General features: G+C 37.5%; 16 protein-coding genes. 7 read left to right on the top strand and 9 right to left on the bottom strand.

Going from position 1 to position 14241, the window contains the following annotated elements:
- Positions 1-617: hypothetical protein (locus HPC41_RS08165; RefSeq protein WP_216660708.1), on the top strand; the 617-nt coding region annotated here is incomplete at its 5' end.
- A gap of 697 nt (positions 618-1314) precedes the next feature.
- Here HPC41_RS08165 and HPC41_RS08160 read toward each other — a convergent pair.
- The 8 genes from HPC41_RS08160 to HPC41_RS08125 form a co-directional block, all read right to left on the bottom strand.
- Positions 1315-2682 carry an alginate export family protein gene (locus HPC41_RS08160; RefSeq protein ID WP_172393549.1) on the bottom strand — a complete coding sequence of 456 codons (1368 nt, stop codon included), beginning with the start codon at positions 2680-2682 and terminating at the stop codon, positions 1315-1317.
- A gap of 53 nt (positions 2683-2735) precedes the next feature.
- On the bottom strand, positions 2736-5009 hold the full coding sequence (locus tag HPC41_RS08155) for a cation:proton antiporter domain-containing protein (RefSeq protein WP_216660707.1): 2274 nt from the start codon (positions 5007-5009) through the stop codon (positions 2736-2738).
- A gap of 53 nt (positions 5010-5062) precedes the next feature.
- A complete protein-coding gene (locus HPC41_RS08150; protein WP_172393547.1) occupies positions 5063-5482 on the bottom strand; it encodes an OsmC family protein in 420 nt (139 codons plus the stop codon).
- A 9-nt stretch (positions 5483-5491) separates the two neighbouring features.
- The gene (locus HPC41_RS08145; protein WP_172393546.1) at positions 5492-5794 is read right to left on the bottom strand and encodes a GNAT family N-acetyltransferase; all 303 of its coding nucleotides are present in this window, start codon (positions 5792-5794) and stop codon (positions 5492-5494) included.
- Positions 5795-6081: 287 nt separating this feature from the next.
- Positions 6082-6660 carry a hypothetical protein gene (locus HPC41_RS08140; RefSeq protein ID WP_172393545.1) on the bottom strand — a complete coding sequence of 193 codons (579 nt, stop codon included), beginning with the start codon at positions 6658-6660 and terminating at the stop codon, positions 6082-6084.
- A 42-nt stretch (positions 6661-6702) separates the two neighbouring features.
- Complete coding sequence (locus HPC41_RS08135) at positions 6703-7500, bottom strand: hypothetical protein (RefSeq protein ID WP_172393544.1); 798 nt, start codon at positions 7498-7500, stop codon at positions 6703-6705.
- 331 nt (positions 7501-7831) lie between these two features.
- A complete protein-coding gene (locus HPC41_RS08130) occupies positions 7832-8485 on the bottom strand; it encodes a hydrolase (RefSeq protein WP_172393543.1) in 654 nt (217 codons plus the stop codon).
- A 190-nt stretch (positions 8486-8675) separates the two neighbouring features.
- The gene (locus tag HPC41_RS08125) at positions 8676-9260 is read right to left on the bottom strand and encodes a Crp/Fnr family transcriptional regulator (RefSeq protein WP_172393542.1); all 585 of its coding nucleotides are present in this window, start codon (positions 9258-9260) and stop codon (positions 8676-8678) included.
- Between the two features lie 413 nt (positions 9261-9673).
- On the opposite strand from HPC41_RS08125, the gene HPC41_RS25085 reads away from it, so the two are divergent.
- The 3 genes from HPC41_RS25085 to HPC41_RS08115 all read left to right on the top strand — a co-directional run bounded on the left by HPC41_RS25085 (position 9674) and on the right by HPC41_RS08115 (position 11713).
- Positions 9674-10117, top strand: coding sequence for an alcohol dehydrogenase catalytic domain-containing protein (locus HPC41_RS25085; protein ID WP_216660706.1), 444 nt, complete (start codon positions 9674-9676; stop codon positions 10115-10117).
- On the top strand, positions 10066-10764 hold the full coding sequence (locus HPC41_RS25080) for a zinc-binding dehydrogenase (RefSeq protein WP_216660705.1): 699 nt from the start codon (positions 10066-10068) through the stop codon (positions 10762-10764). Before HPC41_RS25085 ends, HPC41_RS25080 begins: the two co-directional genes overlap by 52 nt.
- A gap of 490 nt (positions 10765-11254) precedes the next feature.
- Entirely contained in the window at positions 11255-11713 is a 459-nt protein-coding gene (locus tag HPC41_RS08115) for a hypothetical protein (RefSeq protein ID WP_172393541.1), read from the top strand.
- On the opposite strand, the gene HPC41_RS08110 is transcribed toward HPC41_RS08115, so the two are convergent.
- Entirely contained in the window at positions 11678-12163 is a 486-nt protein-coding gene (locus tag HPC41_RS08110; RefSeq protein WP_172393540.1) for a transposase, read from the bottom strand. The two genes, HPC41_RS08115 and HPC41_RS08110, sit on opposite strands and share 36 nt — an antisense overlap.
- Before the next feature lie 292 nt (positions 12164-12455).
- Between HPC41_RS08110 and tnpA the strand changes: the two genes are divergently transcribed.
- The 3 genes from tnpA to tnpC form a co-directional block, all read left to right on the top strand.
- Positions 12456-12740 (top strand): IS66 family insertion sequence element accessory protein TnpA, encoded by a 285-nt coding sequence (gene tnpA, locus HPC41_RS08105; protein ID WP_246250479.1) that lies wholly within the window; start codon positions 12456-12458, stop codon positions 12738-12740.
- Positions 12740-13078 carry an IS66 family insertion sequence element accessory protein TnpB gene (gene tnpB, locus HPC41_RS08100; RefSeq protein ID WP_172393539.1) on the top strand — a complete coding sequence of 113 codons (339 nt, stop codon included), beginning with the start codon at positions 12740-12742 and terminating at the stop codon, positions 13076-13078. Before tnpA ends, tnpB begins: the two co-directional genes overlap by 1 nt.
- 49 nt (positions 13079-13127) lie before the next feature.
- On the top strand, positions 13128-14241 hold a 1114-nt coding region (gene tnpC, locus HPC41_RS08095; RefSeq protein WP_172393538.1), incomplete at its 3' end, for an IS66 family transposase.

Below are 14241 nucleotides of genomic sequence, written 5' to 3'. Positions count from 1 at the left end.
TGGAGGAAAGGAGGCTCAACCCCGAAAAAGCTATACAGTATTATGAAAAGAGTTTAGTCAATGCGAAAGAGGTAGGAAATAGAGACCTAATTAGAAAAAGTTATAAGTTTTTAGCGGACTATTATCGAACCTATAAATTAGGAAATGAAAAAGCTAGGGAATATGAACTAGCGTATGTTTTATTGAATGACTCCTTGGAAAGTGAAAATAAACAGGTAATAGATGTTGTCCTTAATCAGGTTTTGAATGCGAAAGACAAGGAGTCTGATATAAAGGTGTCAAAAGCGGTTAAAATTTCAATCGTAGCGTTGGTATTGCTTGTTGTGGCGGTCACCTATTTCGTATGGCGATCGAAGCACAACCGTAAGATTTTGGGCCAGAAAGAAGAGGCATTACAGGAAACGGAATCGATCAATAAGGAATTGACCGAGCAGATCGGGGAAAATAAATTCAATAATCTGATCGATCTGGCCAAAAGTAATAACCCCGAGTTTTTGACCCTGTTTACTGAATTGTATCCGCAGTTTATAGAGACCTTAAAATCATTTGACCCAAATCTGAGAAGCACCTGTAGTTTTGCGCGATGGCTTTTCTCAATTTCTCTACAAAAAATATAGCGGAGAATAGATAGAGTCTACAGAATTGATAAAGCTAAACGTTTACTTGGCTATACGCCACAATTCAATTTCAAGTTCCTTCAAAACCATTTATAATAAAATATATTATATGGCAATGAACCATTAGTACTAATTTTTTTTATTATCCGAAAATTTACAATTAAACTTGAATAGACGCCATTTTATACTTCTTTGTTCGGGATACTGTACATAATATAGCGACTTGAATCATACCATAGTATTGCCGGAAAAAGTAATTTGTCAGGCTTATTACTTTAACGATATAAAAGAACTAAAAAATACAATGGAAAGATTCAGATTTTTTTATAATTTTAAAATAATCCATTCAGGGGTTGGCTATAAAAGCCCTAAATATTTACTTCAAAAGGGAATCGACATGGATGTCGACTCCACTCAGAAGTCGATTTGGTTTTTTCAGCTTCACCCTATTTGGAAGAGGCTCTCAACCTAGCCATGTTCGATCCCGGGATGTATGAAGTGGTACAAACATTTTTGCAGCATTATAAATTGTAATTATTGGCCATCTCCGATCGCAGCTACTACACTATATTAAAAAAAATATCGTAATTATCCGATGAACCGATCCGGTGAGACGTCATTTATTTAATTCTGATCGCGGTATTGTTGCACGTTATCGGCAAATAATTTTTCTTATATTTTTGTGTTAAAAAAAAAATTAAAATTTAATCCCTAAAGTGGAACCTACAAAAAATCCATTTTTATGCTGTTGTATTACATCGTTAATGACACTACCCGTTTTAAAATATTGGACACCTATATTATAACTTAAAAAATTTTTGACATTCCATGAAAGGGTGGTTATATATGCGGTGCCTATGTATCTTTTTTTTGAGTTTAATGCGGATAAACTTAGAGAGCCACTTGGGCCATAGACCCCATCGTTCAGAGAATTTCGCCAGTTAAAAACTACATCCAATGTCAATAGTATATTATTTGCAGGGTGCCAGTTTAGGTTCGGGTGAACCGATATTAGATTCGCCGGACCTGCTTGTGGATTCATTCCAAAATATCCGCCATTTGGATACATTGCATTAAAAGTTCCAAGCTTGTTACTATACGGATTTTTGGTGCCTGTTATATAGTCGCTCTTTAGCTTTAAAGATGGTAAACGTGTGCTGTATTTAAATATGTAACCAATTTCGGAAGAAATTGCTAAGGCACTGATCGTACCGGAACCAAATGTTCCAAACTGATACCCGGCCTCAAAGTTATAACCAAATCCAATTTTATTCCTCCAAAAACGCATACCTAGCGTATGGCGTATTTCCTCTGCAATACCTGCGTCGAACTTTGCATTTTTGCGGTTGATCCCAAGGTAATAAAGATCAAAATTCCCACTTTTTGGAGAAATATAAGTGTTGTAAATCCCCCAAAGATTAGGTTTGCGAGTAGAGGAATTGTCAAAAATACCTGTGTTTACAATACCATCTGCCATAACAAATGCATCAATCTTTAGGTTAGGTGATTTATAAGCTATCTTTGCGCCGTCAAAGTACAAACGAAGGTTAGGACCTTCTCTTGCATCTATCAGACGTCCACTTCCGTAACGCAGTTCCTGTCGACCTAATCGGACAACGAGTGATTCATCTACTTTTCTATACGGGATAAAATCTATAAAAAGGTTCTGCACATTGAGTTTATCCTCATCAATGCGGCGTGGGCCAGTCGTACGACCATCTTCTAAACCACTGCGCAATTGACCAAATATACGAAGTCGCTCGCCGAAATGGAAGTCAGTGTGTAACTGGTATCGCTGTAAGAAAAAAACATCTTGCCCAACATTCATTTCTCCCCAGTCTTCATTCATCGCATAATTCAGTTCTCCTCGGACTTCACCCCCTAGTGAAAGATAAAATTGTCTGTCTTCTGAAAGTTGAATATATTTTATTTTATTGCAAAAAGTTTTTGCACTATCTTTCAATCGTGAATAATCTTCATCATAACGCATCAGCTGAAAGTTCTGTCCTGTAGCAAGTTTTGTTATTAACAACATACCCAACACTAAGATAAGATCTAGTTTCATGTACGCAATCTTTGAAGCTAGTAGAGGATTTTTCATTATAAAACCGTTCAGGTTTATATTTCCATAAAATTTTCCTGATGATTTTTTAAACACGCTTTTATTTTATGTAAATTACCCACGAGCCAAATAATATCATCAGCCAGTATCATTTCTGAGGAACTGGGGTTTAGGATACGGTTTTCATTCCTTTCAATGCCAACCACATGACTATGTAAATCTTTTTGGATACCGGAATCTTTTATTGTTTTATTACAATACGGGTTGGTTTCGGTAAGTTGAATTTTAGTAAGCTGAATATCATTAATATCCATATCCTCTTCTTTCTCTTTTGGAAGAACTTTTTGATCAAAAATAAATTTTAACTGAGAAATCTGTGAGTCCGTACCCAAAACCCCCACTTTGTCATTGGGTAATATTCGTTGTTTACCATCAGGTAGATGAACGGTTCTGTCATTTCTACGTATATACACTATATTGATCCCGAATTTCTCTTTCCACTTAAGCTCGTACAACGACATTCCTGCAAAAGATATCGTATCGCCAGCTTCTAATTCCGTAACATATGCGTCCCATTTCTGGAAGTGTACACTGGCTTCTTTATTTTTTTTGTGTAGTGCTATGTTATCTTTATTTCGGAGATATTCAAGTCGCTCTCTTTCATTAAGATTCGATATGAATTGTTGTTCAATCCGTTGATGAATTTTCTGAATATTGCTAGAGAAAAACCAAAGCATTGTCACAATCAACGGAATTGATATCACCAATGCATATCTTGTTGTTGTAATCTGATCTATGAAAAAACCGATAAGTAATATTCCAGTAAGAAACCTGATGACATGAAGTGAAATACCCATTAGCGAATAGTTCAGGTAGTATGAATTGATGGTTTCACCACCCTCTTTTATAATTATTTTTTTATTGAGAATAGCCCATAGAAAAGGTGACGCTAGCAGGGATGCCATACTTATCAGCAGGACATTTCGCCAAAGCAGGCTTTCTATTTGTATATTCAGAAACGGAATGAATAAATATTTAAACAATAGTGCAATGGCAATAAGTATAATGCTATTAATGATAAGAATTTTGTTGTATTCATGTAAGGTTTTCTTCCAGAGAGGATTATCTTTGTTTTTCTGCGTTTCAGAAGTATAGGCATCCAATCGCATGATCCATGTCTTCGGAAGAGTTTTTACTATGATATTATACAATGGTTCTGAAAGTTTTATAAAATAGGGCGTAGTAAATGTGGTAATTGCCGACACGCCTACAGCTATCGGAAAAAGAAATTCCGAAATCACACCCAACGACAACCCCAGCGCAGCAACAATAAAGGCAAATTCTCCGATCTGAGCCATACTGGAACCTATTTGTACGGATTGTTTTAGCGGCTGGCCCGAAATCAGTGCACCTAATCCGCTAAAGAAAAATTTTCCTACTATAGTGAGCAGTGTGATAGCGAATATAGGACCTGAATAGTTGTACATTGCATGCGGATCAATCATCATTCCTACGGATACGAAAAATATAGTGCCGAAAAATTGTTTGATTGGTTGAGTAAGATGTTCTATTTTCTCTGCCAATATAGTTTCGGCTATAAGGGAGCCCATTACAAAAGCTCCCAATTCAGCTGAAAACCCAACGTGTGTTGCCAAAAGAACCATCCCAAAACAAAGCCCTATGGCAAGAATGAGTACCGTTTCTTCATCCATCCATTTTTTTGTCTTTTTTATAAATACAGGAAGTAAATAAATACCAACCAAAAACCATAGAATCATGAAAAAGGCAAGTTTAAATACTGTAAAAAGTATTTCCGAGCCTTGAAACTTCTGCGTAAGGGCTACTGTAGATAGCAATACCATCAAGAGGATGACAATGATATCTTCCACTACCAATACACCAAAAACTACTCTGGCAAATTGTTTGGATTTCAAACCAAGCTCGTCAAAAGCTTTTAAAATAATGGTTGTGGAAGAGCTAGCTAGCATCCCTGCAAGAAATAGGCTGTCCATCTTGTTCCAGCCTAATAAATAGCCAGTAAGATAGCCACCCAGACCCACGAATAATATTTCAACAACCGCAGTAATAGATGCAGAACCACCTACTTTTACAAGTTTTTTAAAACTGAACTCTAAACCTAAACCGAACAATAGCATGATCACGCCAATCTCGGCAAACGTATCCATATTTTCTTGATCAACGATTGTAGGCAAGTAATGAAAATGTGGACCGACCAAAAATCCGGCAATAATGTATCCGAGCACGAGTGGTTGTTTAATACGTTTAAAAAGGATGGTAACCAGAGCACCAACCAGAAGTATCAGTGCCATATCTTGTATCAATTCGGGTAGATGAGCCATAATAAATTTCTTTACGATAACAGTTAAACGTTTGATAATTTTGTTAAGATGCCAATATTACCTTTGAGTATTTTCGATATGGGACAGTTTTCTGCAACTCTTTGCAGTCTTTGCTGTAATTCCACATTCGGTAGTTCATGAAATATAATCTTTCGTTCAATGTAGGTTACTGTTTCCTTATCTTCTATTTTTTGGAACAGGTTAGCCTCAACTTCTATTTCGGAAATAGGCAAATCTTTATGGTCAATATACATTCTGAGTGTTGCCAATGTACATCCTGCCAATGACGATAGTAATAATGTAAATGGATCGGGGCCAAGATCTTTTCCGCCCAATTTTTCAGGTTCATCAGTAATCAGAATACCATTCCTCCAATGAATAACTGTTTTGTACTTTTGGACGCCTATAGTTCCTTTTATCGGATTTTCCAATATATATTTCATCACAAATGATTAAAGTTTCTTTTTTAACCACACATCTGAGTATTCTTCAGGATGGCGTTTGAATTGCGCCAGAACGTATGGGCAAAGCGGTATAATTCTCAGAATATTTTCCTTAGCATAACTTACCAGTTGATTGAGTAATAACTTTGCAAATCCCCTACCTTCGTACTCATCATTTACTTCTGTATGATAAACTCTAAGCTTTCCATCTGCAACAGAAATATCCATTTTTCCTGCTTTTTTGTCATCTGAAAACAATTGGACTTCACCATAAATACCGTTTTCTTTAAAAACTACTTTTGTATTTTCCATATTCAAAATTACTCGGTTCTATTTTTTTACTTAATTCTCAAAACAGGCACTTTGCTAACCAGATCAATAAGTTCCATTGTGAATGCGTTCTCGACTTTCTACACGGATGTTCTTTAGAATTATATACTTTTGATAAAGTTCTCACCCATACTCCAGCATGAATACGTAATTTAGATTGCTGGAGGATAGTAATATTATTCTTATGAAGGGCGTATAGCACCATTAAATGTTTTATTACCAGTTCGTTCATTCTTCATTTTTGAATTTATTTAGGTGAATCACTTGTCCTACCACTGATAAATTTTTGAAAGATCGGCATCGTTGGCTAAGCTTATCTTTGGTATATTGTCCTTGATTTCGACAATAAATTCGGAAATGAGTTTTACGCTGTTAAAATCAATGGGGAGCCCTTCTATCATATCGCGTTTTATTTGCTCTTTTAATTGTTGTTTGTTCAAATATGTGGCGCCTGTCTGTATAAAATCTTCAACAGTTAAAACCTCACCGATTTTTTTTGTCTTTTTAAGTGTGTAAAGGTCGATCAACATATTTCTTAAGGTGAATTTTCCATTCGATGCTAACCTAATTTGGTTATCAAGGTAAAAAGCGTAGATAAATCCACGCCTGTATGGAAGAACTCCATAATTTGCATAATCCGTCCAATACTTTGCGGAAATTGAATCATTATGCACATTTTTGACCTTGCTTCTATAATGTGGATTTAGGGTTTTCTCATTAAGATAATGCAGAAAATCCTCCTTATCGTAAATTTTGCTATTTGCCAAGTTAATGATTGCTGTATAATCGTTAAATCCTTCACCAAACCATTGATTGTCGAAACTATCGTTGCCTAACATTATTTTCATCCCTATCCAGGTGTGAGCGGTTTCATGTGCTGTAACTAATTTTTACCATGTGCTAAATTTTGTCCCGAGCTTCATGACAAAGCCGTTTTTCATCCCAAAACCACCGGCACCTATATCTTTTTGGTTATTTTGAAGTGCAGTTGCGGCTAAAAAGTAGAAAGGAAAATCACTATCGTTCCAGAATCTGTGGACACTTGGAAAGTAGTACTCAAAAAAAGGATTGATATTTCCCCCTAGGTCGTTTTCGTATTTATCTACCTTCGTGGTTACACAGTAGTAGCGGATACCCATGACGTTGTATTCTTTCACATCTATATTATCTCCCATAACAAAGTATACCATTTCTGAAAAGTTTGCATAATCGTCTGCAAGTTTTGTCGATGGATTAGTTTGAGATGGGAGGATGGAATTGAAATAGGTGAAGTTTCCGGGATATTTACGCCATCTAGAGGACACTAATGGATTACTTTTATCGGTTACTTCCAGAGTAAATTGCTTATTGACTAGCGTCAACATTCCTTTGGTAATAACAGGTCTAAAAAGTTCCGTTTGAGATGCCACAGTGGGCTTATCAACGTTAAGAGAACCAACTATTTCATACCTGATTCTATGTTTTTTTGCACCCTTATGATATATGGTGATCCGTCGGTTCTCTTCGTCTATTCTGACTGATTCAGGTCCTGTAGCGCGAATATTTCTGATTACATTAATAATATCTGTCTGGCCGCCAAAGCTAGGATCTCCGAATATAAATACAGTACTGTCTTTTTCAGATGCTGAATACGTAAGTTCCACATTTAATTTAGAGGACCGTCCATCCCAGCTTAGCAAATAGTCCATGAATGGCTTTTTTTGAGCATAAGAATAGAAACAAAAAGTTAAAAGAATAGCTAATATTAAATTGTATTTTTTCATCTTTCTAAATTTTGTGGTAACATAACGATCATTCAACCAATTTTTGACTCTTTTTTCATTTTTATTATGTTTTAAGAGTTTTATATTGAATACTTCTAATTTTGCGTTAGCCTTAGCAGGACCACCTGTACGCATATTTCCGGATTGCACCATTACAAAATCAATATGGCAACGTCTAGAAGTAACTAAGGTATTTGGATAATAGGAAGCAGGCGGTCTATAGTTAACTATTTATATCAGATATTCAACTTTACTATTATTGCTCCGGTGGAGTTGTTGCAAGTAGCTGCCATTCCCAAGCTAAAGCGACACCGCTTCCACCGCCATGGTCAAACAGAATAGGGCCTAATTGAGATGCGGAATCGGTACGAGCCCAATCGCGTTGCCATTCTGAAACAACTGCTAGCCAGTTGATTGGTACGATTCCCGCCTGAACCATTCTGCGCACAGCCATATCATGAGCCTCGACACTAACACTGCCACACGCATCTGTAACAACAAATACATCATAACCTTCTCCCAAAGCTTGAATTGCAGGCATTGCAACACAAACCTCTGTCCAAAGTCCAGCTATAATTAATTGCTTGCGACCACTGTCTTTTACTATATCAGTAACAGCCGGATCTTCCCAGGTATTGATGAAAGTCCTGTTAATAGGTTTTTGTTCCGGGTATACATCTTGAATACCTTTAATGATATAGCCCCCTCTTTCTTCGATGACGGTAGTAAGTATGGTCGGTACATTAAATACTTTTGTAGCTTTAGCAAGGCCTATTACATTGTTAATAATCATTGTAGGTTCATGGCTATGCAAATTTGCAACCTGAAAAGGCTGATGATCAATGAGCACTACGATACTGTCTTCCGGCCGAAGTAGACCTTGAAGACCAATTTTTGGTGATTTTTCCATTTTCTTTTTGATTTGATAATATATACCTCAAAGATGCATCTAAATAGAAACGGAAAACGTAGACTAATGTCTATAAATTGCAAAACAAAGGTAATCGAGATTATTATACGTAGACCCTGTGGTAAAATGAACAGTATTTGATAAGTAAAAGCGGCTTAACCTCGGTTATATATTTGGATTAAGAATAGATTCAAAAAAATCGTTGTTTTATAATTTTATTACGTATTCTACTTAAGGTGTCTTTTGTAATTCCAAGATAAGACGCGATAACGTGCTGTGGGAAACGATCAACAAAATAAGGGTAATTATCAATAAAGTATTTAAAACGGATTTCTGCTGTAAAACTAATTGAATAGGTAATTCTTCTTTGTGTAGCAATGGTATTTAATTCATCAAGTCTCAAGAATAATTCATTAAATGCAGGACATTGACTGCGCAATTTTAATGTATTTTCTTTCGAAATGAGTAGTACTTCACAATGTTCCCAAGCATCTATGGAATAAATACTGGGGGTTCCCATAGCAAAGCTTTCTCGATCACAAACCCACCAATTTTCAATATATAAATTAACTATATGTTCAATACCTTTTTCATCTGTATAATACTGGCGCATAGATCCTTTTGTAATAAATGCAATGTGTTTAGAGATTTCACCTTCTTCTAAAAGGTATTGCTTTTTTCTTATCCTCCTAGGAGTAAAATAACTTATGAAGACCTTAAAATCTTCTTCAGAAATTACAGTATATTTATTAACGTAATGAAATAGTGGGTGCATACGGCTGAAGTGATATTTTATGGATTTTATTGATTTGATGTAAACAAAATTATATCAAATGCATAAAACAACCGTAGACAAATGTCTAAGAAAATAAAAATAGACGAGATACTTAGTTGTTTATTTCAGTTTACTTTCAGGGTGATAAGAAGCACATTGCAATCCTCGCATGCTTCAATATGACACTTATCAGTGGTACGTATTACTAACTCATACGATCACCCGCTACCCCATTTTCTTTATATAAACTGATAAAATGTTTACCACCTCTCACATCTATATAAGATTGGCGTATAGGCTCGAGGTATTAGAATTCTATAATTGAGCTATAGTATTTATAGATATATGTCTACATGTTTTCCTTATTGGTTGAATTACAATTGTGTAATTGAAAGGTATTAAACATAAATAAGATGAAAGCAGCAGTATTAAACGGGTTCGGCTCAGTAGAAAAATTTGAAATTCTCAATATTCCAACCCCCAAGCCTGGAGTTGATGAAGTACTCGTAAAAGTTATGGCGACATCGGTGAATCCGTTGGATTTCCAGGTGCGCAGAGGGGACTACAAAAACGAATTACAACTTCCGGTAATCACAGGGCATGACGTTTCAGGCGTTATTGTGGAGGTTGGAACAGGTGTTAAAAACTTTAAGGTTGGCGATGAAGTATATTACAGTCCGGAAATTTTCAATGGATACGGAAGCTATACAGAATATCATGTTGCCAAAGAATCAATAATCGGTATCAAGCCCAAAAATATCAGTCATATAGAGGCCGCTACATTTCCTCTAGCAGCAGGTACAGCTTGGGAGATGCATTCACAAGAGCTCAACTTAAGATTAATCAAACCATATTAATACATGGAGGTGCAGGAGGTGTGGGAATACCGACTATTCAATTAGCAAAAGCAATGGGCGCAACAGTGTATACGACGGCCAGAAGTGTTCATCACGAGTTCCTCAAAGGGCTAGGCGCTGATTATACAATTGATTATGAAAAGCAAAATTATATCGATGCAATTTTGGAAATGACAAATAATAATGGCGTTGATGTAGTAATTGATACTATTGGTGGTACCACCCTTTCAGACAGCGGAAAGATTCTTAACCAAATGGGTCAAGTAGTAACTTTAGTCGATATCGAAATACCTCAAAATCTCATTCATGCATGGGGTAAAAATGCCACCTATCATTTTGTATTTACAAGACAGAATAGAAACAAGTTGGATGAATTGACCAAACTGATTGAGTCTGGTAAATTAAAACCTGTGTTAAACAGGGTTTACCCATTATCAGAAATAGGTAAGGCGCACAGTCTGCTTGAGTTTAGAGATAGTGATCCAGATTTTTATGGACCAGCCTTTGAACAGGAAAAAACTGTTCAGAGACTGTACAATATTCGATCCGTACCTGTCCTGATCCGAAGGCTTTCCGAAGCAGGTACGCCCCCCCCCCACACAAAAGTTATTAAACTCATCCGAATAGCAGATTGTCATAATTGCTAAAATCAGAATTTTATATTTTACAACATTGACAAACATAATCCATTAAACCTAATAATCAAGGACTATCTATAGAGTCTTATACGTCTATAGCTTTACAGTTTTGGTCAAAAACGTAAAGGAAACATGAATAAACAAGCTTTGTCAAGATTTGAATTCGAAGAAGAATTGTACCGTTCCTTCGACTATATACTAAGGTTGAAAAAAACGGATGTAAAAATTAGTATGATTTTCTAACACCCGCGGTAGCACATATAATAGACCTACCATTAATCGAGCGTTGGAAAAACTGTAGAAAAAATACAAAAGTTTACAAAAAAACAATTAAATTCATAATATCAATTCACCCGCCAAAACTGTAAAGTAAGAACCGTATTAGACCATCTGTAAAGTTTTTTCAGGACGAGACAGAGAATTAAAAAGGAATTTTTATATGTATGTGCTATACATATAATAACTTATTTCATACTGATATTAAACTAAATATTTAAATATGGGAATTTCAGATATTGAAAAATTTTATGCTCAATACGTTGACAGTAGCCCTGTCCAAGAGGAAAGCTTTCTGGGGCATTTCGATTTCTTATTATGGAATGATCTGAAAAAAGACCTCTCTGCTTGTCAGCAACTCCAAAGAAAACCTTTTTACAAGATAGCATTGGTAAGCGGAAATGCGACCTACCAATCTAAGTCAACACAAATTTCGATCTCAGGACATAGTATTGTTTTTAGCGCTCCCTTAGCAAGGTTTGCATTTAAAACAGATGATCCGCATTTTAAAGGCAAATATTGTGTTTGTAGCAATACTTTTCTCAGAGATGTGAACCAATTCAATCTTCCTATATTACCAATCTTTAAAGAGACAGACCTTTATGTAAAATCATTGTCTAAAACCCAGTATGAACAATTGATGATATTATTTGACTGTATTCGAGTTCGGCCTGTACCATAGATCCCAATAGTTCATGGACATCCTGGATTTCGTGTACCGGTAAGGCGGCGACTGCTTCATAGCGGCGGCTCCCTGTTTGCGGATATGTTCCTGAAGAAGCTCACAGAATCTGGAATAACCAAAGCCATCAGGATATTCATTGATATATTCCTGCCATAACAGCTGACGCGTAACTCCCACACGACGGAGTTCAGAAAATAAATAGGAAAACTGTGATTCAAGATGTATCCGGCGGGGGTCTTTTTCTACCTGTTCCGCTTTGCCCGCATTAAGATAGGCCTCCAGCTCGACATCGGAAAAAAAGAGCAGTTCCGCAATACTGAATCCACTGTCTGCGAACCGCTGCAAATAACCTGCGATGGTACGTCTATTGATACCGGTCTCCCTTTCGATGGAACGCTGGGAAAAGCCACGTTCCAAAAACAGCAATATCTGTCTTATCTTCTGCATATTTAGAGGTCTGTTTGCCATAACGTTAGGTCTAATACTAGGCCCAACTTAGCAATCTTTTTTTCTTAAATATCCAGTGGTGTACTTTGCTGCGGAATTATTGGTGCACTTTGTGTCGGAATGGCAGTCTTTTTAGAATGATCTAAAAGACCGTCAACTTATATTAGGCTGCTAAAACTCTACACCAAAGTGGTGTATTTTGCAACGGAATCACTGGTGCACTTTGGGATGGAATATCCGTCCTACCAAGTACATATTGACTTAGATTACCATGGTTGTTAGCTTTGTTGCTATGAATAACATTCAAGAAAAACGTGAGCGTATGCTGTCTATGATAGCAGACTGGCAGCAGAGCGGAAAAAGTAAGAAAGCTTACTGTATTGAAAATGGGGTCAATGAAGCGACCTTTTATTATTGGTTTTCTCGCAGTAAAGAAAATCACACAGGCGGCGGCAGCTTTATAACAATTGATAAGGCGCGGGGAAAGAGCGATGTTGAGATTATTTATCCCAATGGTGTGCGTATAAAGACTGAAAATGATCTTGCCCTTTTATCACAGCTGATCCGTCTTTACTGATGTTTGCCCTGGGATCCTCGCACCGTTTTTATCTTTATGATGGCTTTTGCGACATGCGAAAATCATTCGACGGGCTCTGCGGACTGATCGGTTCAGGGATGCAGCGTCAGTCTACCGGCGGTGAGGTTTTCGTATTTTTGAACCGTAGCCGTACACATATGAAGCTGCTGCACTGGGAAAAAGGAGGCTTTGTACTTTATTATAAGCGTCTGGAGAGCGGCACCTTCATGCCGCCGAACGTAAAAAATGGAGAATTGTCCTGGAGCGACCTGGTATTGATGGTTGAAGGGATACAGGTGGTAAAAAGTATTCAAAAGAGACGTTTCTTTTTGCCTTAAAAATGGACTTAAAATAGGAATAAAGGTATCTTTTGAGTATCTTTACGGTATGGAAACAGCACTGGAAAATCTCTCTAAAGAAGACCTTCTGAAAATGGTTTCCAGTATGTCCAAAGAGAATGAACTCCTCCATCAGGAGCGTGATATCCTTTCACAGGAACGTGATTACCTGAAAGCTCAAGTGGAGATGCTTCAACGCATGCAGTTCGGCCAGAAGCGTGAGCGCTTCGAAGGTGACCCCAACCAGACTTTCCTGCCTTTCCACGCAGAACCTGCAGAAGCAGAGCAACAGCTCGAACTGATCAAAGAGAAAATCGAGTATGTCCGTCAGCGTCCAAACCATAAAGGACGCGCTAAATTACCTGCCCACCTTCCTGTAGAAGAGATCGAGATCCACCCAGAGGGTGATCTGTCTGAAATGGTGTGCATCGGCCAGGAGATTACCCAGGAGCTGGAGTGCGAGCCAGCCAAATTCTATATCAAACGTTACATCCGTTATAAATATGCGGCTAAAAACAGAGATGGCGTATCCATTGCCGAACTACCTGAACGGGTCATCGATAAAGGAATTGCAGGTCCGGGCTTACTGGCGATGATACTGGTGGGTAAATATCAGGACCATCTTCCCCTATACCGACAAAAACAGATCTTCGCAAGGGAAAACATACAGATCCCATCCTCAACCATCGAAGGATGGACCAGACAGGCACTGGAAAAACTCGAACCATTGTATGAACAGCTGGTCGTTGACACCAAAGCTCAGGGCTATTTGCAGGTTGATGAGACCCCAATAAAAGTATTGGACAGCGATAAAAAAGGAGCTGCCCATCAGGGCTATTATTGGGTCTACCACTCGCCTTTGGATAAAACGGTGCTGTTCGATTATAACCCTTCCCGTGGTGGTCATGTACCTACACCCATGCTGGATAACTTTAAGGGATATCTGCAGACGGATGGATATGCCGCCTACGAAAAATTTGGAAAAAAGAAAGACATCACCCATCTGGCCTGCTGGGCACACGCACGCCGTGAGTTTGAGAAAGGCCTGCAGAATGACCCGGAAAGAGCCAAAAAGGCGCTACTGATGATACAGGATCTTTATAAAGTTGAGCGAAAAGCCAAAGAAGAAAAGTTATCACCTGATATGATCCGGGAGCTACGGC

The organism is Sphingobacterium prati, assembly GCF_013167215.1.
In the GTDB taxonomy this organism is placed as follows: domain Bacteria; phylum Bacteroidota; class Bacteroidia; order Sphingobacteriales; family Sphingobacteriaceae; genus Sphingobacterium; species Sphingobacterium prati.
This window is presented reverse-complemented; position numbering and strand designations above follow the sequence as displayed.

Bases quoted from the DNA above. Each gene is read 5' to 3' on its own strand.
- HPC41_RS08160 (WP_172393549.1), bottom strand. From the start codon at position 2,682: ATGAAACTAGATCTTATCTTAGTGTTGGGTATGTTGTTAATAACAAAA.
- HPC41_RS08155 (WP_216660707.1), bottom strand. From the start codon at position 5,009: ATGGCACTGATACTTCTGGTTGGTGCTCTGGTTACCATCCTTTTTAAA.
- HPC41_RS08150 (WP_172393547.1), bottom strand. From the start codon at position 5,482: ATGAAATATATATTGGAAAATCCGATAAAAGGAACTATAGGCGTCCAA.
- HPC41_RS08145 (WP_172393546.1), bottom strand. From the start codon at position 5,794: ATGGAAAATACAAAAGTAGTTTTTAAAGAAAACGGTATTTATGGTGAA.
- HPC41_RS08140 (WP_172393545.1), bottom strand. From the start codon at position 6,660: ATGAAAATAATGTTAGGCAACGATAGTTTCGACAATCAATGGTTTGGT.
- HPC41_RS08135 (WP_172393544.1), bottom strand. From the start codon at position 7,500: ATGGACTATTTGCTAAGCTGGGATGGACGGTCCTCTAAATTAAATGTG.
- HPC41_RS08130 (WP_172393543.1), bottom strand. From the start codon at position 8,485: ATGGAAAAATCACCAAAAATTGGTCTTCAAGGTCTACTTCGGCCGGAA.
- HPC41_RS08125 (WP_172393542.1), bottom strand. From the start codon at position 9,260: ATGCACCCACTATTTCATTACGTTAATAAATATACTGTAATTTCTGAA.
- HPC41_RS25085 (WP_216660706.1), top strand. From the start codon at position 9,674: ATGAAAGCAGCAGTATTAAACGGGTTCGGCTCAGTAGAAAAATTTGAA.
- HPC41_RS08115 (WP_172393541.1), top strand. From the start codon at position 11,255: ATGGGAATTTCAGATATTGAAAAATTTTATGCTCAATACGTTGACAGT.
- HPC41_RS08110 (WP_172393540.1), bottom strand. From the start codon at position 12,163: ATGCAGAAGATAAGACAGATATTGCTGTTTTTGGAACGTGGCTTTTCC.
- tnpA (WP_246250479.1), top strand. From the start codon at position 12,456: ATGAATAACATTCAAGAAAAACGTGAGCGTATGCTGTCTATGATAGCA.
- tnpB (WP_172393539.1), top strand. From the start codon at position 12,740: ATGTTTGCCCTGGGATCCTCGCACCGTTTTTATCTTTATGATGGCTTT.